At 50.5% G+C, this 21,710-nt stretch carries 21 protein-coding genes; 12 read left to right on the top strand and 9 right to left on the bottom strand.

All coding sequences use genetic code 11. The annotated features are described in order from the left end of the window. The first annotated feature begins 542 nt into the window (after positions 1–542). Positions 543–1,181 (top strand): 16S rRNA (guanine(527)-N(7))-methyltransferase RsmG, encoded by a 639-nt coding sequence (gene rsmG, locus FJM74_RS11605; protein ID WP_187262767.1) that lies wholly within the window; start codon positions 543–545, stop codon positions 1,179–1,181. A 264-nt stretch (positions 1,182–1,445) separates the two neighbouring features. Here the strand turns inward: rsmG and FJM74_RS11600 are convergent, their stop codons facing one another. Continuing rightward, positions 1,446–2,402, bottom strand: coding sequence for a YheT family hydrolase (locus tag FJM74_RS11600; protein ID WP_187262766.1), 957 nt, complete (start codon positions 2,400–2,402; stop codon positions 1,446–1,448). 134 nt (positions 2,403–2,536) lie between these two features. Between FJM74_RS11600 and FJM74_RS11595 the strand changes: the two genes are divergently transcribed. Beyond that, positions 2,537–2,935 (top strand): hypothetical protein, encoded by a 399-nt coding sequence (locus tag FJM74_RS11595; protein WP_187262765.1) that lies wholly within the window; start codon positions 2,537–2,539, stop codon positions 2,933–2,935. Between the two features lie 233 nt (positions 2,936–3,168). Next, complete coding sequence (gene rpsT, locus FJM74_RS11590) at positions 3,169–3,429, top strand: 30S ribosomal protein S20 (protein WP_187262764.1); 261 nt, start codon at positions 3,169–3,171, stop codon at positions 3,427–3,429. Positions 3,430–3,724: 295 nt separating this feature from the next. Here rpsT and pyk read toward each other — a convergent pair whose 3' ends face one another. Beyond that, positions 3,725–5,149: a pyruvate kinase gene (gene pyk / locus FJM74_RS11585; protein ID WP_187262763.1), complete on the bottom strand. Its 1,425-nt coding sequence runs from the start codon at positions 5,147–5,149 to the stop codon at positions 3,725–3,727. 583 nt (positions 5,150–5,732) lie between these two features. Between pyk and FJM74_RS11580 the strand changes: the two genes are divergently transcribed. The 5 genes from FJM74_RS11580 to lgt all read left to right on the top strand — a co-directional run bounded on the left by FJM74_RS11580 (position 5,733) and on the right by lgt (position 11,520). Then, complete coding sequence (locus FJM74_RS11580; RefSeq protein WP_018477241.1) at positions 5,733–5,969, top strand: acyl carrier protein; 237 nt, start codon at positions 5,733–5,735, stop codon at positions 5,967–5,969. Between the two features lie 62 nt (positions 5,970–6,031). Then, on the top strand, positions 6,032–7,285 hold the full coding sequence (fabF, locus tag FJM74_RS11575) for a beta-ketoacyl-ACP synthase II (protein WP_187262762.1): 1,254 nt from the start codon (positions 6,032–6,034) through the stop codon (positions 7,283–7,285). A 65-nt stretch (positions 7,286–7,350) separates the two neighbouring features. Beyond that, entirely contained in the window at positions 7,351–8,025 is a 675-nt protein-coding gene (gene rnc, locus FJM74_RS11570; RefSeq protein WP_187262761.1) for a ribonuclease III, read from the top strand. 465 nt (positions 8,026–8,490) lie between these two features. After that, a complete protein-coding gene (gene nadE / locus FJM74_RS11565) occupies positions 8,491–10,371 on the top strand; it encodes an NAD(+) synthase (protein WP_187262760.1) in 1,881 nt (626 codons plus the stop codon). Positions 10,372–10,653: 282 nt separating this feature from the next. Further along, complete coding sequence (gene lgt, locus FJM74_RS11560; RefSeq protein WP_187262759.1) at positions 10,654–11,520, top strand: prolipoprotein diacylglyceryl transferase; 867 nt, start codon at positions 10,654–10,656, stop codon at positions 11,518–11,520. 190 nt (positions 11,521–11,710) lie between these two features. Here the strand turns inward: lgt and FJM74_RS11555 are convergent, their stop codons facing one another. Further along, entirely contained in the window at positions 11,711–12,547 is an 837-nt protein-coding gene (locus tag FJM74_RS11555) for an NHL repeat-containing protein (protein WP_241739082.1), read from the bottom strand. Positions 12,548–12,693: 146 nt separating this feature from the next. Here FJM74_RS11555 and FJM74_RS11550 point away from each other — a divergent pair, with 146 nt between their 5' ends. After that, positions 12,694–13,086: a VOC family protein gene (locus tag FJM74_RS11550; RefSeq protein WP_187262757.1), complete on the top strand. Its 393-nt coding sequence runs from the start codon at positions 12,694–12,696 to the stop codon at positions 13,084–13,086. Between the two features lie 283 nt (positions 13,087–13,369). On the opposite strand, the gene cdd is transcribed toward FJM74_RS11550, so the two are convergent. Then, the gene (cdd, locus tag FJM74_RS11545; RefSeq protein ID WP_187262756.1) at positions 13,370–13,864 is read right to left on the bottom strand and encodes a cytidine deaminase; all 495 of its coding nucleotides are present in this window, start codon (positions 13,862–13,864) and stop codon (positions 13,370–13,372) included. Between the two features lie 116 nt (positions 13,865–13,980). On the opposite strand from cdd, the gene FJM74_RS11540 reads away from it, so the two are divergent. Then, positions 13,981–15,312 (top strand): saccharopine dehydrogenase family protein, encoded by a 1,332-nt coding sequence (locus tag FJM74_RS11540; RefSeq protein ID WP_187262755.1) that lies wholly within the window; start codon positions 13,981–13,983, stop codon positions 15,310–15,312. Between the two features lie 285 nt (positions 15,313–15,597). Here the strand turns inward: FJM74_RS11540 and FJM74_RS11535 are convergent, their stop codons facing one another. The 5 genes from FJM74_RS11535 to aroQ all read right to left on the bottom strand — a co-directional run bounded on the left by FJM74_RS11535 (position 15,598) and on the right by aroQ (position 19,472). Then, entirely contained in the window at positions 15,598–16,314 is a 717-nt protein-coding gene (locus FJM74_RS11535) for a tRNA1(Val) (adenine(37)-N6)-methyltransferase (protein ID WP_187262754.1), read from the bottom strand. 410 nt (positions 16,315–16,724) lie between these two features. After that, a complete protein-coding gene (rnhA, locus tag FJM74_RS11530) occupies positions 16,725–17,189 on the bottom strand; it encodes a ribonuclease HI (RefSeq protein ID WP_187262753.1) in 465 nt (154 codons plus the stop codon). A gap of 40 nt (positions 17,190–17,229) precedes the next feature. After that, on the bottom strand, positions 17,230–17,811 hold the full coding sequence (locus FJM74_RS11525; protein ID WP_187262752.1) for a MarC family protein: 582 nt from the start codon (positions 17,809–17,811) through the stop codon (positions 17,230–17,232). Positions 17,812–17,876: 65 nt separating this feature from the next. After that, positions 17,877–18,944, bottom strand: coding sequence for an aminotransferase class V-fold PLP-dependent enzyme (locus tag FJM74_RS11520; protein WP_187262751.1), 1,068 nt, complete (start codon positions 18,942–18,944; stop codon positions 17,877–17,879). Positions 18,945–19,016: 72 nt separating this feature from the next. Continuing rightward, complete coding sequence (gene aroQ / locus FJM74_RS11515) at positions 19,017–19,472, bottom strand: type II 3-dehydroquinate dehydratase (RefSeq protein ID WP_187262750.1); 456 nt, start codon at positions 19,470–19,472, stop codon at positions 19,017–19,019. Between the two features lie 390 nt (positions 19,473–19,862). Between aroQ and xerD the strand changes: the two genes are divergently transcribed. Together xerD and FJM74_RS11505 are read left to right on the top strand one after the other, a co-directional pair. Next, positions 19,863–20,762, top strand: coding sequence for a site-specific tyrosine recombinase XerD (gene xerD / locus FJM74_RS11510; protein WP_187262749.1), 900 nt, complete (start codon positions 19,863–19,865; stop codon positions 20,760–20,762). Between the two features lie 237 nt (positions 20,763–20,999). Beyond that, a complete protein-coding gene (locus FJM74_RS11505) occupies positions 21,000–21,467 on the top strand; it encodes a MaoC family dehydratase (RefSeq protein ID WP_187262748.1) in 468 nt (155 codons plus the stop codon). Positions 21,468–21,710: the final 243 nt, after the last annotated feature.

Genomic DNA, 21,710 nt, shown 5'->3' with positions numbered 1-21,710 from the left:
TAAATTTGAAGATGTGGGGATGTGAAGAAGAATGGCCGGAGCTGGCCTTTGCAAAACTCAAAGCCTTTGCTTTAAACTTCCTGCCGTTTTGAATCCGAAAAAGGTCTGTCATCTAATATCTAAAAAGAGCAGCAGCAGCAGCAGCAGCAGCAGCCTCTGGAGGGGCATTTTGATTAAAATAATTTGCTGGTTGCTAGTTGTTGTATGGCTACAGGGTTTAATTGTTAAACGATTGATTTGAAGGTTTGAAAATTGGAGAGGTGGAGATAAATAATGAGTAATGGCCTGAACCCTCGCTGGGCGTAGTTTCCAATTACGCCCAGCGAGGGTCCAGGCCCTTAACATTCCGCAAATCCTATAAATTCTGATTCAGACAAAAAAATCTGACATCTATAATCTAACATCTAAAAAAGCCTCCGGAGGGCCATTTTCATTAGAATAATTTGGTGCCGCGCCAGAGTTTATCCTGGAGGCTGTGTATCATCAATCAGGAAGTATTAGTACTTTTGCGAAACACCTTTTAACCTCATACCACAGATAAGATGCCCCATACCACCGCCATCCGCACCTTGCTTTCAGGTTATTTCCCGGAACTGACAGAAGACCAGTTGGCAAAATACGAGCACATGGGAGAGTTGTACCAGGAGTGGAACGAGAAGATTAACGTGATCTCGCGCAAAGACATGGAGCAGCTGGGAGTGCATCATATCCTGCATTCGCTGGGTATTGCCAGGGTGGTGCAGTTCCCGGCCCACACGCACGTGCTCGATGTGGGTACGGGCGGCGGTTTGCCCGGCCTGCCTCTGGCTATTATGTTTCCGGAGGTGCGGTTCCATCTGGTAGACTCTATTGGCAAGAAAATACATGTGGTGCAGGAGATTACCCGCGAGTTGCACCTGCAGAACGTAACCGCTGCGCACACCAGAGCAGAGCAGGTGCGCGAGAAATTCGATTTTGTGGTAAGCAGGGCCGTAACGCGCCTGGCCAACTTTTATCCCTGGATCGCCAACAGCTTTAAGCGAAACGAGCTGCCTGCCAAAGGACTCTACTACCTGAAAGGTGGAGACCTGGCAGAAGAGATCGCAGAATCAGGCCTGATTACGCAGGTATACGACCTGAAGGATTATTTCAGCGAAGACTTTTTCGAGACCAAAAAGGTAGTGTATGTGCCGCTGCCATGAAGCCTTTTCACATGAGAATTCAAAATTAGAAATTATGGCAGGTGGCTGCTCCTGCTTTGTCTGAATCAGGAATAGAGGATTTGCAGGATCTTGTCTGAATCTTTCTATAGGGCCACTACTCAAGGGATTAAAAATTTAAGAATGTGCAGCATAAGCCTGTGCTGGCCCCAGTTTCCGACTACACCCAGCGGAAAGCCGAATCTCCACACCTTCAAATTTCTAAATCAAAAAATTAGCACATCAGCACATTAAACAATCAGCACATTAATCGAACTCCTCCAGCAGGAACTGCACTGCCCGTATTTCTGAGTAATAAATATTGTTCCGGAAGTCGATGGCAAAGCCAACGTGCCCGCCTCCGGATGGCGCCTCCAGGTAGAAATTTGGGTTCTGTTCCGCCTCCTGCACCGGAAAGCAGCCCTTCGACAAGAACGGATCGTTTTTAGCGTTAACGAGTAGGGTAGGGATGCGGATGTTTTTGAGGAACTGTTTAGAACTGGCGCGGGCATAGTAATCGTCGGCACTTTTAAAGCCGTGCAGGGGGGCCGTATAGCGTTCATCAAACTCCGGGAAAGACCACAAAGGGTTATAATCGCTCAGGTCTACCTTGTCTGGGAACAACGCCCGCTTCTCCTGCAGTTTCAGCTCCAGCGACTTCAGGAAACGGCGGCTATAGATCTTCGATATCTTTTGGGCAGAGCCTTTCAGATCGACCGGAGCCGAAAACACGATAGCGCGTTTTACCTGCTGCGGCACCTGCTCTGGTGCCTCGCCCAGGTACTTCAGGGTAATATTGCCGCCGGCACTAAAGCCTATCAGGTAAACCTGCTGATACTTTCCGGTTTGCAAAGCATGCCGGATCACAAAGTCAAGGTCGTCGGAAGCACCGAGGTGGTAGGACCGGAGCAGACGGTTAGGTTCGCCGCTGCAGCTGCGGTAGTTCCAGGCCAGGGCGTCTATGCCCCGGCTGTTAAAGATTTTTACCATGCCTTTTATATAAGACCGCTCGGAGTCGCCCTCCAGCCCGTGCGACAGAATGACGACCGACTCCGAACCTACCAGCGACCAGTCTACGTCTATAAAATCGTTGTCGGGGGTAGGCAGCCGCTCCCGCACATACGGCACATCCCTTACCTGGCGGAACAAGCCAGGTAAAATGGTTTGGAAGTGGCCATTGAGCAGATAAAACGGTGGCTTATAAGCAGAGGGAACTACGGGCATAAGAAATGATCAAACAAATCTGTAATTGTATTTATTTGCGAATTTAAGCTTTTTTAGGCTCTATAAGGCAATAAGTATATCAATATTTTGTTTCTGACGTAATATTAACTCTAAACTTAAAATTTCTTGAACTTATGAAGATAGCAGCAATATTTAAAACCGTATTTTTTGCGCTGGCACTAGGCGCATTTATGTTTGCCTGCGAGCAGGAAACATCGAGCCAGACAGCAACAGAAGCAGAAGTGGTAGAAGTTGAGACGGATACCGATACAGATGTAAGAGATACTCAGATGGAGGCAGAAAGAGAATACAATGATTTTTCTGCCTGGGTAAATGAGAAGTCTGCCAGGGCTGAGACCGCCACCGAAGCAGAGTGGAAAGAAATGAAGCAGGAGTACAAAGACAAAGAAGCTGAACTGGATGCGAAGAGCGATTCCTGGGACGAAAAGACAAAGCAGGAGTGGAAGGACCTGAAGGCCAGCTGGAAAGAAACAGCAGATAAAGCAGAAGCTCGCTGGAAGAAGAACCGCTAGCCCTCTGCTGCAATCCCGAAAACAGAGCTGCTGTGGCCATTGAGCTGTAGCAGCTCTGTTTTCTTTAAAGTGCTTGGTTTTGCCAAAACAACTCGCTTACTTTGCATACGCAAACAGCAAGGGCTGCCGGAATTTTATCCGAAAAAGGCTTTGGATATTAATTCAAAAGACACTACCTTTGCAAACTCATTTACGGATAGGAACAAAGAATTTAATTTTATATTTGAAATAATATGGCTAACCATAAGTCGGCATTAAAAAGAATCAGGGCGAACAACGCTAAACGTCTTCGTAACAGATACCAAGCGAAAACGACTCGTACTTTTATCAAAAGGTTGAAAAGCACAACTGACCAGGCCGAGGCGCAGGAACTATACAAGACAGTTGCTTCCATGATTGACCGTCTGGCCAAGAAAAACATCATCCACAAGAACAAAGCTTCTAACAACAAGTCTAAATTAGCGAAATTCGTTAACGGCCTGGCAGCAGCTTAATCTTTGTAGATTCCCATTCCAGTAAGAAGCCTTGTACGCTGTGCAAGGCTTCTTGTGTTTGGGGCTGCTACTGGCTCCAGCAGGTGCCTGGGTTGTTTTGTCTGGCCTGCTATGCAAAGTGTGTCAGCAGCGGCAACAGTGGGTAATACCTCTGGAGGGCCTTTTTTATTTAAATAATTGTGTTGCGGTACCTGCTTGTGCTGCCTGCCCTTTCCAGGCCAAACCCGTCATAAAAATAAAAGCCTGAGACCGTTCATTCGATCTCAGGCTTTCTGCAGTTAAAGTAGTTCGTGCACTAAGCCACGCTCAGCTTAATCATGTTGGTGCGTCTGTCCTCGCTCATCGGCATGCTGGCAGTGTTCACAAAAACATCGCCTGCCTCCAGGAAACCGCCCTCCAGCAGTGTTTGCTTGATATCGGCAATGGTGGCGTCTGTCGATTCGAAGGTCTCATAATAGAAGCCTCTGATGCCCCAGACAAGGTTAAGCGTGTTCAGGAGTTTCTTGTTCTCCGTGAATACAAAAATATCGGATTTAGGACGGTGCCTGGCCAGGCGCAGGGCCGTATAGCCGGATCTGGTGATGCCGATAATGGCGCGGGCGTTGGTGTCGCGGGCAAGGCCGCAGGCGTTGGCAACCAGGCTGTCGCTCAGGAAGTGCGGCGAGTCAGGGCGAAGCGTGTAGGATTTGTCAAATACGTTGGCGTTGCGCTCCACATTCAGGATAGTGGCCACCATGCTGCGGATGGTCTCCAGCGGGTAGGCGCCCACGGCTGTCTCGGCGCTCAGCATCAGCGTGTCGGCTCCGTCTATCACGGCATTGGCCACGTCGTTGGTTTCGGCGCGCGTAGGGCGTGGGTTCACGATCATGCTCTCGAGCATCTGCGTGGCCACAATTACCGGCTTGGCGGCCTTGTTGCACTTCTCCACCAGCATTTTCTGGATCATCGGCACCTCTTCCATGCCCACTTCCACACCCAGGTCGCCACGGGCCACCATAATGGCGTCGGTTGCCTCAATTATCTCGTCTATGTTGCGGATAGCTTCCGGCTTCTCTATTTTGGCAATTACGCGGGTATCCTTGCCGCGTTCTTTGATAATGCGCTTAATCTCATGAATATCCTCTACCCGGCGCACAAACGAAAGGGCAACCCACTCCACGTCGTGGTCCAGCCCGAAGTGCAGGTCCTTCAGGTCTTTCTCTGTTAAGCAGGGCGCCGACACCGAGGAGTCGGGGAGGTTAATGCCTTTGCGGGGTTTCACGATGCCGCCATAGATCACCTCGGCCTCTACCTCCAGGTCATTGTCCGTAGAGATCACCTTGAGTTCCAGCTTGCCGTCGTCGAGCAGAATGGCATCGCCTGGTTTTACGTCCTTAGCCAATTCTGTATATATAGTAGAGAGCCTTCCGTGTACGGTAAGAGAGCCATCGCAAACAAGCTTTATGATCTGGCCTTCTTCTATTTCAATGCCACCGTTTTCTACGTCGCCCAGGCGTATTTTAGGGCCCTGCAGGTCCTGCACCAGGCTCACGTTGGTGTTCAGCTCCCGGTTAACCTCGCGCACAAAGTTGATGACCTCCAGGTGCTCTTCGTGGGCACCATGAGAAAAGTTAAGACGGAAGGCATCAACACCTTCTTTCACCAATGCCTGAAGACGCTCATAGCTATTGCTGGCAGGGCCAACGGTGGCCAGTACTTTTGTTTTGTTAAAAAATTCCATATTAGAAGATCAGATTTTTCTTGAATTCGATTTTTGAGTAAAATTATTTTTGAAGGTTAAGTTGCCCGGTCCGAACGCTTATCGAGAGCAATCTCAACAGAGCTGGCTTACAGTGCACCTCCGGCAGGCAGTGTTGTGGTGTTCTGTAGCGTAATGTAAATAGAAGGGCGGGTGCCTGGCATAAAGCGCTGCCTCTTGTTTAACTGCCCGGAGAATGTTTGTCCATGCGATCATCTTCACATTTGTAATTGTTAATCAGATGTTTGCCTCTTGCCTGCCCTGCCTTGCAAAAGTACTTTTGTTTACATAATTGTGCTAGCAGAAGCCAACTTATTTTGTGGCCGGGTTTATTTTGCTTACACGTTAAAGCTACACAAAAAAGCTTTATAACATGGCGGCGAAACCTGGCAGGCCGTCGTTTTTTACTGCAATTTCCGAATAACACCAAAAATAAGATTCTTAGTCCGTAAAACTACATATAAGGCATAAAACTTTTCAAAAGGCACGAATGCCGTAATTTTTTTTGATATTGTCTGCTGAAATATATTTCTTTGCACTGTGTTTTAATTAACTATAAGAAAAAATGTCGGAAATCGCAGAAAAAGTAAAGGCTATCATCATTGATAAGCTTGGTGTTGAAGAATCAGAAGTAACCCCGGAAGCAAGCTTCACAAACGATCTTGGTGCTGATTCATTAGATACTGTTGAGCTTATCATGGAATTCGAAAAAGAATTCAACGTATCTATTCCAGATGATCAGGCTGAAAATATTGCAACCGTAGGGCAAGCTGTAAGCTACCTGGAGGAACACGCAAAATAGTACCCCCTATCATCACTCTATTATTAGTTAAATTTCTACTATCTATCCTCTACTAACAGCTTATGGAGCTTAAGAGAGTTGTAGTTACTGGGCTAGGCGCACTCACGCCAATTGGGAACACTGTTGCAGAATACTGGAACGGCTTATCCAATGGCGTGAGTGGAGCTGCGCCTACTACACGTTTCGATGCCGGTAAATTCAAGACGCAGTTTGCGTGTGAAGTGAAGGGATACGTGCCAGAGAACTACTTCGACCGCAAAGAGGCCCGCAAAATGGACCTCTTTTCGCAATTCGCAATGGTTGTGGCTGATGAAGCTGTAAAAGATGCCAACCTCGTGGAAGGCACTTACTCCCCGGATCGGGTTGGCGTAATCTGGGGCTCCGGCATTGGCGGGCTGCGCACTTTTCAGGAAGAGTGCGTGAACTTCGCCCATGGCGATGGGACCCCCCGCTTTAACCCGTTCTTCATCCCGAAAATGATTGTCGATATCAGCGCCGGCCATATTTCTATCAAGTATGGTTTTCGCGGTCCGAACTTTTCTACAGTCTCTGCCTGTGCCTCAGCCACCAACGCCCTCATCGACTCCTTTAACTATATCCGCCTGGGTATGGCAGATGTGATCGTGAGCGGAGGTTCTGAGGCGGCCGTTACAGAAGCTGGTATAGGTGGTTTTAACGCCCTGAAAGCCCTTTCGGAGCGTAACGATTCCCCGGAAACCGCATCGCGCCCTTTCGACAAAGACCGTGACGGCTTTGTGCTGGGTGAAGGTGCCGGAGCCCTGATTCTGGAGGAATACGAGCATGCCAAAAAACGTGGCGCCAAAATTTATGCCGAGATCATCGGTGGCGGCATGTCGGCAGACGCCTACCACATTACAGCACCACACCCCGAGGGCTTAGGAGCCCTGAACGTGATGCAGAATGTACTGCGCGATGCCAACATCAAACCCGAAGAGGTCGATTATATCAACGTGCACGGCACATCCACACCACTAGGCGATGTGAGCGAGGTAAAGGCTATCCAGACGGTGTTTGGGGAGCATGCCTACAAACTCAACATCAGCTCTACCAAGTCTATGACAGGCCACTTACTGGGGGCAGCAGGAGCAATAGAGGCCATTGCCTCTATCCTGGCGATCCAGCATCAGGAGGTGCCGCCTACCATCAATCATTTTACAGACGACGAAAGCTTCGATCCGGGCCTGAACTTTACGTTCAACAAGTCGCAGAAACGTGAAGTGAAGGTAGCGCTTAGCAACACCTTCGGATTTGGTGGACACAATACATCTGTTTTATTCCGTCAACTGAACGATTAGTGTTTGGTCCTATTAAACCGGTACGGCGCTTTTATCAACGTATTTTTACTAAGGATAAAGACCTGGTGCGCGCTGTTGCCGGCATAATAGGCACAACACCGGACAACATGCGCCTGTATAAGCTGGCCCTTACCCATACCTCGTATGCCCGCCAGGCAGCTGGCAGCAAGCACGATACCAACGAGCGTCTGGAGTTTTTGGGAGATGCTATACTGGGCGCGGTGGTGGCAGAGCTGCTATTCAAAAAATTCCCCTACGAAGACGAAGGCTTCCTGACAGAGATCCGCTCACGCATCGTGAACCGTGAGTCGCTGAACCAGATGGCTTTGAAAATAGGCCTGAACCTGCTCGTGAAAGTAGATGTGGCAGGACAGGGACCTCGCCATAAATCAGTGAACGGCAATGCCCTGGAGGCCCTGGTGGGGGCTATCTACCTGGATAAGGGCTATGACCGGACGCGCCTTTTTATCCTGGGCAAGCTCATAAAGCCGCATGTGGACCTGCACCAGTTGGTAAATACCATATCGAACTTCAAGAGCAAGCTCATCGAGTGGGCTCAGAGCCAGAACATGGAGATAAAGTTCGAGATCGTGAAGCGGAAGCAGCAGGGAAATACTACCGAGTTTACCTGCGAAGTGTCTATTGATGGCAAACCCATTGCCATTGGCGTAGGCCTCTCCAAGAAGAAGGCCGATCAGGCGGCAGCCGAGAAATCGCTGGCCTTACTCAATATTACGTAAGGAGGTGCCAGGCCTTCTATGCCTTCCTGCCATTGTCTGAACCTTGATCAGAAGGATTTCCCGAATTAACCTGATTTTGAATTATTCTAATGAAAATGCCCCTCCGGAGGATCTTTCAGTACACAGGACGCAGGACATAAGACACAGGATTTTTTCTCCGTGCTGGGCGTAGTTTCCGACTACGCTCTTTTTATGTGGGTTAGGCTGTGACTAACCTCGTTGCCAGAGCAGCGAAAAACTATGATGCCAGAAATAATTAAGGAAAATTGGCAAGGCGTACATGTTGCGTCACAGTGCGCGGTCCGAAACTACGCCCAGCGTTTTTATTAATGTCAGCACAGGCCATTCATCTTCAAATCTCCCCACCTTCAAATCACCAAATCAGAAAATTAGCATCCTGAATTGTCTGTTTTTTTAAGAGCATCGCTTAACTTGCTTAGGCGTAGTTGCGTTAGAAAACCCGATATGGAAGATATAAGACTTATACTGGCAGGAGCCGCGCTCAACCAGACACCGCTAGACTGGGAGGCGAACCTCCTGAACATAAAAAATGCCATCGATGAGGCGAAGGCACATCAGGCGCACATCCTGCTGCTGCCCGAACTCTGCATTACCGGCTACGGCTGCGAAGATCTTTTTCTGAGCCCCTGGCTAGCCGACAAGACGTTTGAGAAACTGCTGGAGGTGAAGGAATGGTGCGACGGATTAACAGTGTGCCTGGGCCTGCATGTTATTCATAAGCGCGATGTGTACAATACCGCCTGCGTTATAAAGAACAAGCAGATTGTTGGTTTCACAGCCAAACAGTTCCTGGCCAGAGACGGGGTGCATTATGAGCCCCGCTGGTTTACGCCCTGGCCTGCCAACCAGGTAGATGAGTTCGAGATGCTGGGCCAGCGCTACCCTATCGGCGATATTATTTATGAAGAGCAGGGTGTGAAGTACGCTTTTGAGATTTGTGAAGACGCCTGGCGACCCGACCGACCAGCAGAGCGGCACATGCCCAAAGGGGTACAACTGATCCTGAACCCCAGCGCCAGCCACTTTGCCTTAAGCAAAACCGACCTGCGGCATCGCCTGGTGGTAGAGGCCTCCAAAAAATACCAATGCGCCTACCTGTACGCCAACCTGCTCGGCAACGAAGCAGGCCGCATGATCTTCGACGGAGAGGTGCTGATCGCCCAGAACGGTAAACTGATACGGCGCAACGAGCTGCTCTGCTTTAAAGATGTAGACCTGGAGTTTGCAGAAGTCTGCTTTGGCCAAGACCCGGAAATTGCCGAAACCATCGATTATCTTCCTCCCATCGACGAGAACAAAGAGGTAATTGCCGCTCTGTCGCTGGGGCTGTTCGACTATATGCGCAAGAGCCGCAGCAGGGGCTTTGTGCTGTCGCTTAGCGGCGGGGCCGACTCCTCTTTATGTGCCGTGGCAGTGGCTGAGATGGTTCGCAGGGGTATCGAGAGTTTAGGCGTGCTGGTATTTGTGGCTAAAACCCGCATGTTTGGCATGCAGGAGCTAGCCCATTTCGAATCTATGCCGGAGGAGCAGGCCCGCAAAGAGCTGGTGGGGCATTTACTCACCTGCGCCTACCAGGGCACGGTAAATTCCTCCGACGATACCTTTAACTCCGCCAAAGAACTGGCCGCCTCTATTGGGGCCGTGTTTCATAACTGGACCATCGACGAAGAGGTGCAGGGTTATATCGGTAAAATAGAAGATGCCATTGAGCGGCCACTAACCTGGGAGCAGGACGATATCACGCTTCAGAACATACAGGCCCGGGTTCGTGCCCCTGCTATCTGGATGCTGGCCAACATTAAAAACGCCCTGCTCATGGCTACCTCCAACAGGAGTGAGGCCGCTGTAGGGTATGCTACCATGGATGGCGACACGGCAGGCAGCATTTCTCCGATTGCCGGTATCGACAAGGCTTTTCTGCGCCAGGTGCTCATCTGGATGCAGACGGAGCTGGGTTATGAAGGCCTGCAGTATGTAAACAAGCTGCAGCCTACCGCCGAACTCCGACCAGCCGAAGAAGCCCAGACCGACGAGAAGGACCTGATGCCATACGAAATTCTGAACCAGATCGAGCGGCTCGCCTTTTACGACCGGCAATCGCCGCAGCAGGTGCTGGATAAGCTGATAGCCGATGGCCTGGCACCGGAAACAGCGAACGGGTACATCCAAAAGTTCTACAGCCTCTGGACCCGCAACCAGTGGAAACGCGAACGCTACGCCCCAGCCTTCCACCTCGACGATTACAACCTCGACCCGCGCAGCTGGCTCCGCTTCCCGATCCTGAGCGGCGGCTACCGCGATGAGCTGCAGCAGCTTAAGTATTAGTGGCTTTAGCTGAATGAGAAACTGCCGGGGCAGCAGCAGCAGTGTGCGTCTCTGGAGGGGCATTTTCGTTCAAATAATTGCTCTACCATACATGCTGTAGCCATTTAGTTGCCCATTCCAGGTGAAAACGCGACGCTTGCTGTACTATAGCAGCAGGTGCCGCGTTTTTGGCTTATAAAAGGGAGCACCACTTTGTGTTATCCCTGGCTGCAGCAGTAGTGGCAATACAAATTTTTTCCCTTTCCGATTTATTGTAACTTTGGCAGGTCTATCCTCCGCTATATGAGCATACTGAACTATATTACCTGGAATGTTGATCCAGAGATCTTTTCTATCGGCCCGCTTTCTATCCGTTGGTACGGCCTGCTGTTTGCCCTGGGCTTTGTAATCGGGCAGCGCATTCTCACTAAAATTTACGTAGCCGAAGGCCGCACCGAAGGCGATGTGGACGTGATCACCCTGTATATGATCATCGGTACCGTAATAGGAGCCCGGCTGGGGCATACCTTGTTTTACGACCCTGCTTATTACCTGAGCAACCCGATCAAGATACTGATGATCTGGGAAGGTGGGTTGGCTAGCCATGGGGCTACCATTGGCATATTGCTGGCCCTGTGGTTTTTTAGCCGCAAGCAGAAGCTCGATTACATGTGGGTGCTGGACCGGATCGTGATAGTGGTGGCGCTGGGTGGTGCCCTGATACGTCTCGGCAACCTGATGAACTCCGAGATTATCGGCAGGCCAACAGACGTGCCATGGGCTTTCCTGTTCGAGCGCAACAACGAGGTGATAAACGGCGTTCGTGCCTCTGCCGACCCAAGGCACCCCACGCAGTTGTATGAGTCCTTGTCAGTTTTTCTGCTGTTTGTGCTGCTCTACTGGCTTTGGAGCAAATACAGGAGTCGCCTGCCAAAAGGCCTGCTGTTTGGCATCTTCGTAACAGCCCTGTTCAGTTTCCGGTTCCTGGTGGAGTTCCTGAAAGAAAACCAGGTAGATTTTGAAGACACCTTAGCCCTGAACATGGGGCAGATCCTGAGTATCCCGCTTATTGTGGCCGGTATCATTATCCTGATAAGGGTATGGCAAAAGCCTACACCCGTGCTCCCTGACGGCAAAAGACTGGAAACGCCACATCTGAGCAGCCGGTAATCTGGGCGGGCGCTGGAGCAGCAATCTTTGTGGTTATCTAAAAAAGCAGCGGGGCCGGCACTAAGTGCCGGCCCCGCTGCTTTTTTAGCATAATCTAAATAATGCATCCAGATGGCTGACATCTGGATGGTCTGCTTATTGTAGCATTAATACCCAAAAGGAAAGACGCCTTTGAAAATTCGGGAAAGGCTTAATTCAGAGAATACCTGTACAAATTTCCGCCCTCGCTGGTAATAACGAGCGATTCAGGATTAATAAAAGCTACGCCTTCTGTCTGGCCTGCCCCGGTTAGTTTAACCTCCCGGTACTGGCCCTCATAGAATTTTCCCGGACTTTTTACATTACTGAAAATATGTAGCCTGCCTACGCTTAGCAGCACAACCTTATCTCCGTTCGGGCTGATATCGGCCCCCGTAATGCCAGCTCTTATTTTATGGCTGCCAATAAGCTTTGCCTGCTGCTGCCCCGGCTTATCCGACAAGCGGTAAATTTTGGCTGTTTCTTTCATGCCGCGGTCTTTTGAGATGAGGTAAAGGTTGCCTGCATGCCAGAATACGGCCTCGCAATCAAAGTTCATTTCTTTTTTTGATGGCGGAAAATCCTTCTGGTCTTCGTAGCTGAAGCGGATTGCTTCTGGTTTGCTGTAGTCTTTTGGGTTTACTTTATAAATGGCCAGCTCTTTGCGCTTGTTTTTATTGTTGCCGGTATCCGCTATATAAATATTCCCCTCATCATCTCGGGCAAGATCTTCCCAATCGACATTGGGTAGGCTGAGCTTTATAGTTTTTACAAGCTTCCCGTTTTTGTCGAGCTGGTAGAGGTTCGGTTTGTTGCCGGCATCGTTGTGCGTCAGGTAACCGGCACTTTTTGGCAGCACCTCTATGCCCGAACTCTCAGGAATTTCGCCGGGTAGCGCCGAAACCTTCTCTAAGCCTGCAGGGGCACTGGTCTTTTGCACCAACGGATCCCATAAAAAATAATAGCTGATAGCCAGTATCGTAATAAAAGCAAAAAAAATCTTAATCATAAGTTTCATAGTATATGGTACAACGGCGGCACAGGCATAAAGGCTAATGTATTACGCACAGAAAGCAAGCCGGTGCCATTTTTTTTATCAAAATCTGAGAACCTGATCAATTACCGGATAAATTACAGCAAGCGGAATTAAATAAGATGGATATACTGAAGATAAAAGAGACCTGCCTGTACGTAGATGACCTGGAGCGGACAAAAGAATTCTACCATCAAAAACTGGGGTTCGGAGTGATAGGGGAGGTGAAAGGGAGGCACGTGTTTTTCAGAGCCGGTGCCTCTGTACTGCTCTGCTTTGTTGCAGCTGCATCGAAGGAGGGAGGCACACTGCCGCCGCACTTCGGCGCAGGGCAGCTGCACCTGGCCTTTGAAGTGGAGAAGGAGCAATATCAGCCCTGGAAACAGAAAGTGTTAAACCAGGGCATTGCCATAGAGCAGGAGTATGACTGGGGCAGGGGCTACCTCTCCTTCTACTTCCGCGACCCCGACCGCCACCTGCTGGAGATAGTAATGGCAGGTATGTGGGAGAAGTAGGAATTTTGAATGAGTGATTGAGTGAGTTTTGAATGAGAGATTGAGAGAATGAAATGGAAATAAACTCTTAATCTGCTGCTTTTGCTCTTTCTGCAGACTGGCTGAGGAAGCTATAGTAAGTACATTCAAGCAAGACCCGTTGAATAGCAGCAGCAGCAGCGTTCTCTGGAGGGGGATTTTGATTAGAATAATCTCCCCGGATCAGAATTGGTAATTCCAACCAGGCCAGGCAGTTGTTCTTTTTCTAAATTTCCAAACATTCACTCAATCACTCATTCAAAATTCAAAACTCCAAAAGGCTGTCTTTGGTGAACTGCAGGGGCAGCAGGTCCTGAATGGAGCGGCTGCGGTAATATTTGCCATCGGGGCCGTGCAGGAGCACCGGAATGGCCATTTGCTGCTTAAACTCGTATTCTGACATAACCTGGCGGCAGGCGCCGCAGGGTGTTACGGGCAGGTACCTGGTCTCGTTTTGCCGGCGGGCAGCCACCGCTATTAGCTTTATCTTCTGTTTCGGGTAATGGGAGCTCATGGCAAACAGGGCGGTGCGCTCGGCACAGAGGCCCGACGGATAAGCTGCATTTTCCTGGTTGCTGCCTTTAAAGAAGGTGCCGTTGTCGAGAAGCAAGGCTGCGCCCACAAAAAAGTTGGAGTAAGGCGCATAGGCATCGTTGGCGGCTTCTTCAGCCAGTTGCATAGCCTGCTTTTCCTCCCTGGTCAGCTCTTCTGCTGAATCTAATACATCAATATGTATCGTAATATTTAGCGCACCTGCCATTATAGGATATAAATTAGAAAAGGGCTATAAATATAAGTTAATATCCGCTGAATAACCAACCCCTGTTGGGGTGGTTGTAAGCTGCATCGTGTTTTGTGCCATATAATTTACAGGCTATGACAAAAAAGATACTGCTGCTGGGAGCAGGCCGCTCTGCCGCTGCGCTGATAAATTATTTACTGGAAAATGCCCCTGCAGAGGGCTGGGCCATTACCATCGGCGATGTGCAGGTAGAGCACCTGCAAACAACTGTGGCGCCCTTGCCCTTTGCCAGAGCCATGGTGCTGGAGGTGCAGCAGCCGGAGCAATTGGCAGTAGAGGTAGGCAAAGCCGATGTGGTGATCTCGCTTTTGCCTGCGGCATTTCATGAGGTGGTGGCCAAAGAATGCCTGCGGCAGGGCAAACACCTGCTCACGGCCTCCTACGTAAGCCCCGAAATCCAAAGCCTGCACGAGGAGGCGCTGCAGAAAAACATGCTTATCCTGATGGAATCTGGCCTGGACCCTGGGTTAGACCACATGTCGGCTATGGCGGCGCTGCAGCAGATCAGGCAGAAAGGCGGCAGACTGCTGTCGTTTAAATCGTTTACCGGTGGTTTGGTGGCGCCAGAAAGCGATAACAACCCCTGGCACTACAAGTTTACCTGGAACCCGCGCAACGTGGTGCTGGCCGGGCAGGGAACTGCTCGTTATATCCAGAACGGTGAATACAAATACATTCCATACCACCAGCTGTTCCGGCGCACCGAAAGAGTAGAAGTGGCAGGCTACGGTACCTTTGAGGGCTATGCCAACCGCGACTCCCTTAGCTACAGAAAACTTTACAACCTGCAGGACATCCCGACCATGCTGCGCGGCACCCTGCGCCGGGAAGGTTACTGTGCCGCCTGGCATGTGTTCGTGCAGCTCGGCATGACAGACGACTCTTACCAATTGGACAATACAACTAACCTGACAAACCGCAGTTTCCTGGAATCGTTTTTGCCTCCTGCCGCTGCCACAGGTGCAGGTTTACCGCAGCGCCTCAGTTGGTACCTTGGCATACCGGAAGATGGAGAAATAATGCAAAAGTTGGCCTGGCTGGAGCTATTCGAGGACAAACCCATAGCGCTGCCGAACGCCACTCCGGCTCAGGTGCTGGAGCAGCTTCTGAAGGAAAAGTGGCGTCTGGCCCCCGGCGACAAAGACATGATCGTGCTGCAGCACCAGTTTGTGTACGAGATGGCAGGGGAGCAGCACGAATTAACATCTTCGCTGGTGGTAACGGGAGAGGACGAGGTGCAAACGGCCATGGCCAAAACAGTGGGGCTGCCCATCGGCATCGTGGCGAAGTTGCTGCTGCAGGGGAAAATTACAAAACGCGGGGTCGCAATTCCGGTAGATCAGGAGCTGTATGAGCCTGTGCTGGCGGAACTGAAGCAGTACGGGATTAACTTTACGGAAATTTAAAAGATAAGAATGAAAATGGCGCTGGAACCGTTTCTCCTTTTCCAGATCAACCAGATTATTCGAATGAAAAAGCCCCCCCAGAGGCTCTGCTGCAGCTGAAATGGACAAAAGACACAGGGCTCTTCTAAAGTTAAAAGTTATGTGTTGCGAGTTGATTGTTGTTTAAAATCTGGAGAATTCATTTCCGAATTTTTACATCTCCAAATCTTCAAATCCAAAAATCAACCACTTAACAATCAGCAATTATTTGAATGAAAAAGGCCCTCCAGAGGTTTTTGCTGCCTGTCAGAAAAGAAGGTAGTACGGCTGCAACAGCTGTATAAATTGTAGCGAATAAGTCACTGCATCGGCCTCACGGATATAAAAAGTTTGTGCAGTGGGAGCAGGGGTGGCTGTTCTGGTATAAGTCTGAATATGGCGGATGCACTTGCCTCCAAGGCGGGTGAAGACCTCCAGCGAATGCGCCCGGAACAAGCCGAAACCGGCTGCCAGCTGCTCAAAATGTTTTGCTTCGGCTGGCGGCAGCAGCAGGTGCAGTTGGCCGTCCGGAGTAAGGTGCTGTGCTGCAAAGGCCAGAATGTCTTCAAATAGTAGGTCACCGGTGTGTTTGGCGGTATCCTTAGCTTTGTTGCCCGACTTAAGCGAACTCAGGAAAAATGGCGGGTTTGATAAAATAACATCGTACGGCTGCTGGTTCTCCTTTGCGAACTCCTGCAGGCTGTGCGGGTGCAGGTGCAGGCGGTCTGCCCAGGGGCTTGCCCCGAAATTCTCCGCCGCCTGCACCTGCGCCTCCGGGTTTATTTCCACGGCATCAATTTCTGCTTTAGACCGCTGTGCCACCATCAGGGCCAGCAATCCGGTGCCGGTGCCGATGTCGAGTATCCGCTGCGCCTGTGCCACCTCCACATAAGCGCCAAACACACAGGAGTCGGTGCACACCTTCATGGCGCACTGCTCCTGCTCCACCCGGAATTGCTTAAACTGAAAGTAGCTGTTGGGCATGGGGTAATTTTGAATAAGTGAATGAGTGATTAAGTGAATGAGTGATTGAGTGAATGGAGTTAAAATTACTTTTTTACTGATGTTAAAGACCAGCGGCCAAGACCTCGCAGCGTGCGCAGCTCCTGCGAGCGTCTAAGGAAACAGTAGCAGTTCTCTGAAGCGAAACACTCGCAGGAGCTGCGCACGCTGCGAGGTTAGTGCCAAACTAAATTATTTGAATGATTTTGCCCTTCCGGAGGCTCTGTAACTCCTGCTGCTGCTGCTGCTGCACAACAGCAGTTACTTATATAAAAAGCTGCTTCTGTTACTCCTGCTGTTGGGTACATGAAGCAATAATTTGTTAGCTCCATTTATCTATTCGCTCATCTACTCAATCATTCATTCAAAATTAGAAATTCCCTCATTCAAAATTACTTCGAATTGAACTGTCCCGACTCGAAGCCTTCGTCGATGAGCAGGTTGGGGGAGAGGGCACTGGCTACGGCCAGTTCGTCGCAGCGCTCGTTTTCGGGGTGGCCGGCGTGGCCTCTTATCCAGACGAATTTTACGTTGTGTTTGGCGTACACCCGCAGGAAACGTGCCCACAGATCGCCGTTGGCTTTGCCAGAAAACCCTTTTTTCTGCCAGCCAAACACCCAGCGCTTTTCTACGGCATCTACCACATATTTAGAGTCGGAGTAAATGGTGACCGGAATGCCTGGTTTGGTTATTGCTTCCAGGCCCACGATCACGGCCAGCAGCTCCATGCGGTTGTTGGTGGTTTTGCGGTACCCGGCGGTTAGCTCTTTTTCGTGCTGCTTCCAGCGCAGAATCGTGCCATACCCTCCGGGGCCCGGATTTCCGCGCGAGGCTCCGTCAGTAAATAATTCGATCATAGGTTTGAGATTAGAATGAGTGATAAAATTAAAGACTTACTCACTCAAAATTTAACTCCAGTGTCAGGCTGCTTTTGAAGAGCTTAATGGCGATGGCCAGCAGGATAATGCCAAAGACTTTCCTTAGCACATTGGCTCCGTCTTTGCCCAATTTCCGCTCTATCCAGCTCGATGATTTAAGAACAATGTAGACGAAGATCAGGTTGATGACGATGCCGACCAGCACGTTGGGGAGCGAGTAGGCCGCCCGCAGCGACAGCAGCGTGGTCATGGTGCCGGCTCCTACTATGAGCGGGAAGGCCAGGGGTACAATGGAGCCGCTTCTGGTGTTCGGGTCGGTGTGGAAAAAGTCCTTGCCCAGGGTCATTTCCAGCCCGATCAGGAAAATAACAATAGCGCCCGCCATGGCAAACGACTGAAAGTCGATGCCGAACAGCTGCAGGATAGACTGCCCCAGAAACAGAAAAGCGATCATCAGGATGGCCGACACAATGGTGGCTTTCTCCGACTCAATATGCCCTTCCCGCTTGCGCAGATCTATGATGATCGGGATAGACCCCAGAATATCGATCACCGCAAAAAGCGTAAGCGTAACAGAGGCGATTTCTTTCAGACTGAACATAGCGGTTCGTTTTGAGTAGCGCAGGTGCTAAGAAGAAACACAGAAATTCATGTGCCTGGGCCGTCTTAAATCCAGGAGTAGTTCTGCAGGAAAAAGCGTTTCAGCTCCTCGTATTCCTCGTCCTGAATGGCCGGGAAGTTGGCAATGCGAAACGTGTTGCGTTGCCAGGGTCCGTAGCCATTGCCCAGCCGGATATCCAGTTGCAGGGCTCTCTTCTTGATCTCATCCACCAGCCGCTCGTTTGCCTGCAGGGCGATCACTGTCTTGGAGCGCACCTCTTCGTTCTCCACCAAAGGTGCAATTTCGGTGAACTGGCTGAAAAAAGCATACAGGTCCTGGGCTCTGGCCGTCAGGTGCTCGTCGAGTTGCTTTACCAGCGGGCGCTCCTCGAGCAGGCGCTTGAGCAGGTAAATGTTGAGCACGTTGGGGGTGTGGGTGGTCTGGTAGTTGAGCATTTTCTCGTACATGGCCAGCAGGCTGTTGTAATGGCCCCGCTCATTCTTCTGCTTCGCCCTGAAAATAACGCGCGGCGAGCAGGCCATTACGGCCAGGCCCGAAGGCAGGCCGAAGCATTTCTGCACCGAGGCAAACCAGATGTCGGCTTTGATCAGCTTCAGGTTCAGGCCGGCCATAGACGAGGTGGCATCTACGGCAATCAGCTTGTCGCGGAAGCGGTTCTGCAGGTTCAGGATGGGGGTGGCCGAAACGTGGGTGCCGTTGGAAGTTTCGCTCTGCGTGAAGCAGATCAGCTCCGTGTCCGGCGAGATGGCCAGGTCCTCCACCGGCATCTGTTCGTTCAGGTCGAAGCGGAAGCTTTCGGCTTTGGGACGAAGCTTTTTGGCGTAGTTAAACCAGTTCTCCCCAAAAGAGCCGTTAAAAATATGGGAGCTCTTGCTGGTGGTGAGGCTCTGGACCAGAATTTCCCAGCACTCGGTGGCCGAGGAAGCAAAGTAGATGTGGTAATCCTGCGGAATGTTAACTTTTTGCCTCAAAAGGCTCACCACCGTCCGCGAAAGCTGCACAAACTGGTCCCCGCGGTGCGGAGTTCCCAAGAATCCTTCGTCGTACGCATCAGTCAGGTATTGGCGCACTTCCGGATACACTTTGGATGGACCAGGATAAAAATTGAGCATAAAAATGTGTTCTTAAATATCGTGTTTAGTCTATCTTTAGAGCTTAATCAGACGCAGTCTTAACAGGCTTTGTTACGAAGTTTTGGCTCCGAAGCCAATCTTATTCGGCTTTAGGCGCTCAAAGTACTGCAGGGCAAGCCGGTAGCTGTCGAGTCCGAAGCCGCTGATGCAGCCTTTGCAGTAAGCAGCAAGCATACTCTTATGACGGAACGCTTCGCGGGCAAAAACATTTGATATGTGCACTTCTATGACGGGTGCCTCGATGGCCTTGATGGCATCGGAGAGGGCAACGGAGGTGTGGGTGTAGGCACCGGCATTGAGCACAATGCCCTGGTAACTGTATCCTACTTCGTGCAATTTGTCAAGCAGCGCCCCCTCATGGTTCGACTGGAAGTAAGAGAGCTCCAGGCCCGGGAAAGCCTGTTTCAGTTCCTCGAAATACACTTCAAAAGACTGGGTGCCGTAAATGCTTTTCTCCCGGATACCCAGCAGGTTCAGGTTGGGGCCGTTCAGGATCAGTATTTTCATATGCGGGTGTTTAGGGGCTTATAGGCCATGAATTGCAAAATGCTCTAAACTGCAAAGGTAAGATTAACTATCTTTGCTTTTTCATAACGGAGATAAGTTTTTGATAGGCCTGCCTTAAGGAGGGAATTTTAATTTGTTAAATGGCTGGCTGAGTTGAAAATTTGAAGATGGATTGGCAGCGCAGGTTACGAAAGCTATCAACTTTCGCTCATAGCGTTTAACTTCCTGGTGTTCTGAATCAGGCAAAATGACTGTCGTCTAACATCTGGCATCTAATAGCAGTAGTAGCGGCTCCGGAGGGCGTTTTTGATTGGAATAATTTGGTAACCGAGCCTGTTTCTCTTCTACACTAATCCGTTAATACTTCGTCTGAAATCTGGTATCTAAAACATGAACTGGCCCATCTGCATCAAACAATTTGAACAGTACCTGCAGCTCGAAAGGTCGCTTGCCGGCAACTCGGTGGAGGCATACATGCGCGACATCCGGAAGCTGACCGACTTTATGCAGCTGAAGGGCTACCACGAGAGCCCGGAGCAGATGACACCCGCCATTGTGCGGGAGTTTTTGCAGTGGGTGTCGGAACTGGGCATGACCCCGCACTCCCAGGCCAGAACCCTGTCGGGCATACGCGCTTTTTATAAGTTCCTGATCATGGAAGACATGCTGGCGCACGACCCCACCGAAACAGTGGAAGCGCCGAAGTTGAACCGCAAGCTCCCCGACACGCTGGATTTTCATGAGATAGAGCAGCTGCTCAGCGCCATCGACCTGTCTACCCCGGAGGGCACCCGCAACCGCGCCATGATCGAGACACTCTACAGCTCCGGTCTGCGGGTGTCTGAGCTGCTGGACCTGAAGATGAGCAACCTCTACGAAGACATGGGGTTTCTGAAGGTGGCTGGCAAGGGCGACAAAGAGCGGCTCGTGCCCATCGGGCGCGATGCCCTGAAACACATTAAGCTCTACCGCGAAGGCATCCGCTGCCACCTTACGGTTAAAAAAGGGCACGAAGATGTGCTGTTCCTGAACCGGCGGGGTGCCAAACTGACGCGCGTGATGGTGTTCACGATTATAAAAGACCTGGCCGCCAGGGCGGGCATTCAGAAGCAGGTGAGTCCGCATACGTTCCGGCACTCCTTTGCCACGCACCTGATAGAGGGGGGCGCCGACCTGCGGGCGGTGCAGGAAATGCTGGGCCACGAATCCATTACCACCACCGAAATTTACACGCACCTCGACCGCGATTACCTGACGCAGGTTATAAAAGATTTTCACCCGAGGAGTTGAGACGCCTCGCCAAACTCAAAACGGAGATTTATGCCAGCCTGCTTCCTGCTACAACAGAAGCATTTTATAGCAGCAGGAATTGTTCTTGAGCTGCTGAAATTGCTCCGACTGCTTTACGGTGATGCCCTTGCATTTTTTCCTGCCATTGTATCAAAATAGAGTATATTTAATGCACAGTAGCAACAGCAGGAGCTACTGCTGCAGAATTGGTTCTTTTTTATAAAAATATTTATATATATGAATAAGCTTACTATCAGTAATTTTGAGGAATTCGCGCAGCACGAGGGCGCGGAGCTGGGCGTGTCGGACTACCACACCATCACGCAGGAGCAGATAAACCAGTTTGCCGATGCTACCCTGGATCACCAGTGGATACACCTGGATGCCGAACGCGCCAAAACTGAGTCGCCCTTCAAGAGCACCATCGCCCACGGCTACCTGACGGTATCGCTGCTGCCTTACCTGTGGGGCAAGATCATTGCCGTCCAGAACCTGAAGATGCAGGTAAACTACGAGATAGAAAGCCTGCGCTTTAAAGAGCCCGTGCTGGTAGACAGCCAGGTGCGCTTAAAGGCCAAGCTGCTCTCCCTCAAAAACCTGCGCGGCATCGCCAAAGCTCAGATAGAGGTAACGCTGGAGATAAAAGACAGTAAGAAGCCAGCCTACACAGGGGTTATTACCTTTCTGTACCACTTCAATGATTAAGGCTTCGCCAAGTTAGAAATCAAAAATTATGATGGCGCGAACGTCTCCGCTCGTGCCGGTTATTCTGCTGCCTCCGGCCTCCTGGAAGTGATTAAGCAAGAACATTGTTTTTCTTGAAAAAAACTGGCACAGGCACCAGGCGCTAAATTATTGGAATGAAAACAGGCCTCCGGAGGTTCTGTTGCTCCTGCTGCTACTCTTCGTGTGGGGCAGGAGCAGCAGCCAGCAAAGGTCAGTTCTTCA

Source organism: Pontibacter beigongshangensis, from assembly GCF_014332515.1.
GTDB lineage: Bacteria > Bacteroidota > Bacteroidia > Cytophagales > Hymenobacteraceae > Pontibacter > Pontibacter beigongshangensis.
The sequence above is the reverse complement of the archived record's forward strand: the minus strand, read 5'-3'. Positions and strand labels throughout refer to the sequence as shown.

Coding starts and splice junctions, on each gene's coding strand:
- pyk (WP_187262763.1), bottom strand. CDS start 5,149: ATGGAATTTTTTAACAAAACAAAAGTACTGGCCACCGTTGGCCCTGCC.
- lgt (WP_187262759.1), top strand. CDS start 10,654: ATGAGCATACTGAACTATATTACCTGGAATGTTGATCCAGAGATCTTT.
- FJM74_RS11550 (WP_187262757.1), top strand. CDS start 12,694: ATGGATATACTGAAGATAAAAGAGACCTGCCTGTACGTAGATGACCTG.
- rpsT (WP_187262764.1), top strand. CDS start 3,169: ATGGCTAACCATAAGTCGGCATTAAAAAGAATCAGGGCGAACAACGCT.
- rsmG (WP_187262767.1), top strand. CDS start 543: ATGCCCCATACCACCGCCATCCGCACCTTGCTTTCAGGTTATTTCCCG.
- FJM74_RS11555 (WP_241739082.1), bottom strand. CDS start 12,547: ATGATTAAGATTTTTTTTGCTTTTATTACGATACTGGCTATCAGCTAT.
- FJM74_RS11520 (WP_187262751.1), bottom strand. CDS start 18,944: ATGCTCAATTTTTATCCTGGTCCATCCAAAGTGTATCCGGAAGTGCGC.
- FJM74_RS11505 (WP_187262748.1), top strand. CDS start 21,000: ATGAATAAGCTTACTATCAGTAATTTTGAGGAATTCGCGCAGCACGAG.
- nadE (WP_187262760.1), top strand. CDS start 8,491: ATGGAAGATATAAGACTTATACTGGCAGGAGCCGCGCTCAACCAGACA.
- xerD (WP_187262749.1), top strand. CDS start 19,863: ATGAACTGGCCCATCTGCATCAAACAATTTGAACAGTACCTGCAGCTC.
- FJM74_RS11580 (WP_018477241.1), top strand. CDS start 5,733: ATGTCGGAAATCGCAGAAAAAGTAAAGGCTATCATCATTGATAAGCTT.
- aroQ (WP_187262750.1), bottom strand. CDS start 19,472: ATGAAAATACTGATCCTGAACGGCCCCAACCTGAACCTGCTGGGTATC.
- FJM74_RS11595 (WP_187262765.1), top strand. CDS start 2,537: ATGAAGATAGCAGCAATATTTAAAACCGTATTTTTTGCGCTGGCACTA.
- fabF (WP_187262762.1), top strand. CDS start 6,032: ATGGAGCTTAAGAGAGTTGTAGTTACTGGGCTAGGCGCACTCACGCCA.
- FJM74_RS11535 (WP_187262754.1), bottom strand. CDS start 16,314: ATGCCCAACAGCTACTTTCAGTTTAAGCAATTCCGGGTGGAGCAGGAG.
- FJM74_RS11525 (WP_187262752.1), bottom strand. CDS start 17,811: ATGTTCAGTCTGAAAGAAATCGCCTCTGTTACGCTTACGCTTTTTGCG.
- cdd (WP_187262756.1), bottom strand. CDS start 13,864: ATGGCAGGTGCGCTAAATATTACGATACATATTGATGTATTAGATTCA.
- FJM74_RS11600 (WP_187262766.1), bottom strand. CDS start 2,402: ATGCCCGTAGTTCCCTCTGCTTATAAGCCACCGTTTTATCTGCTCAAT.
- rnhA (WP_187262753.1), bottom strand. CDS start 17,189: ATGATCGAATTATTTACTGACGGAGCCTCGCGCGGAAATCCGGGCCCC.
- FJM74_RS11540 (WP_187262755.1), top strand. CDS start 13,981: ATGACAAAAAAGATACTGCTGCTGGGAGCAGGCCGCTCTGCCGCTGCG.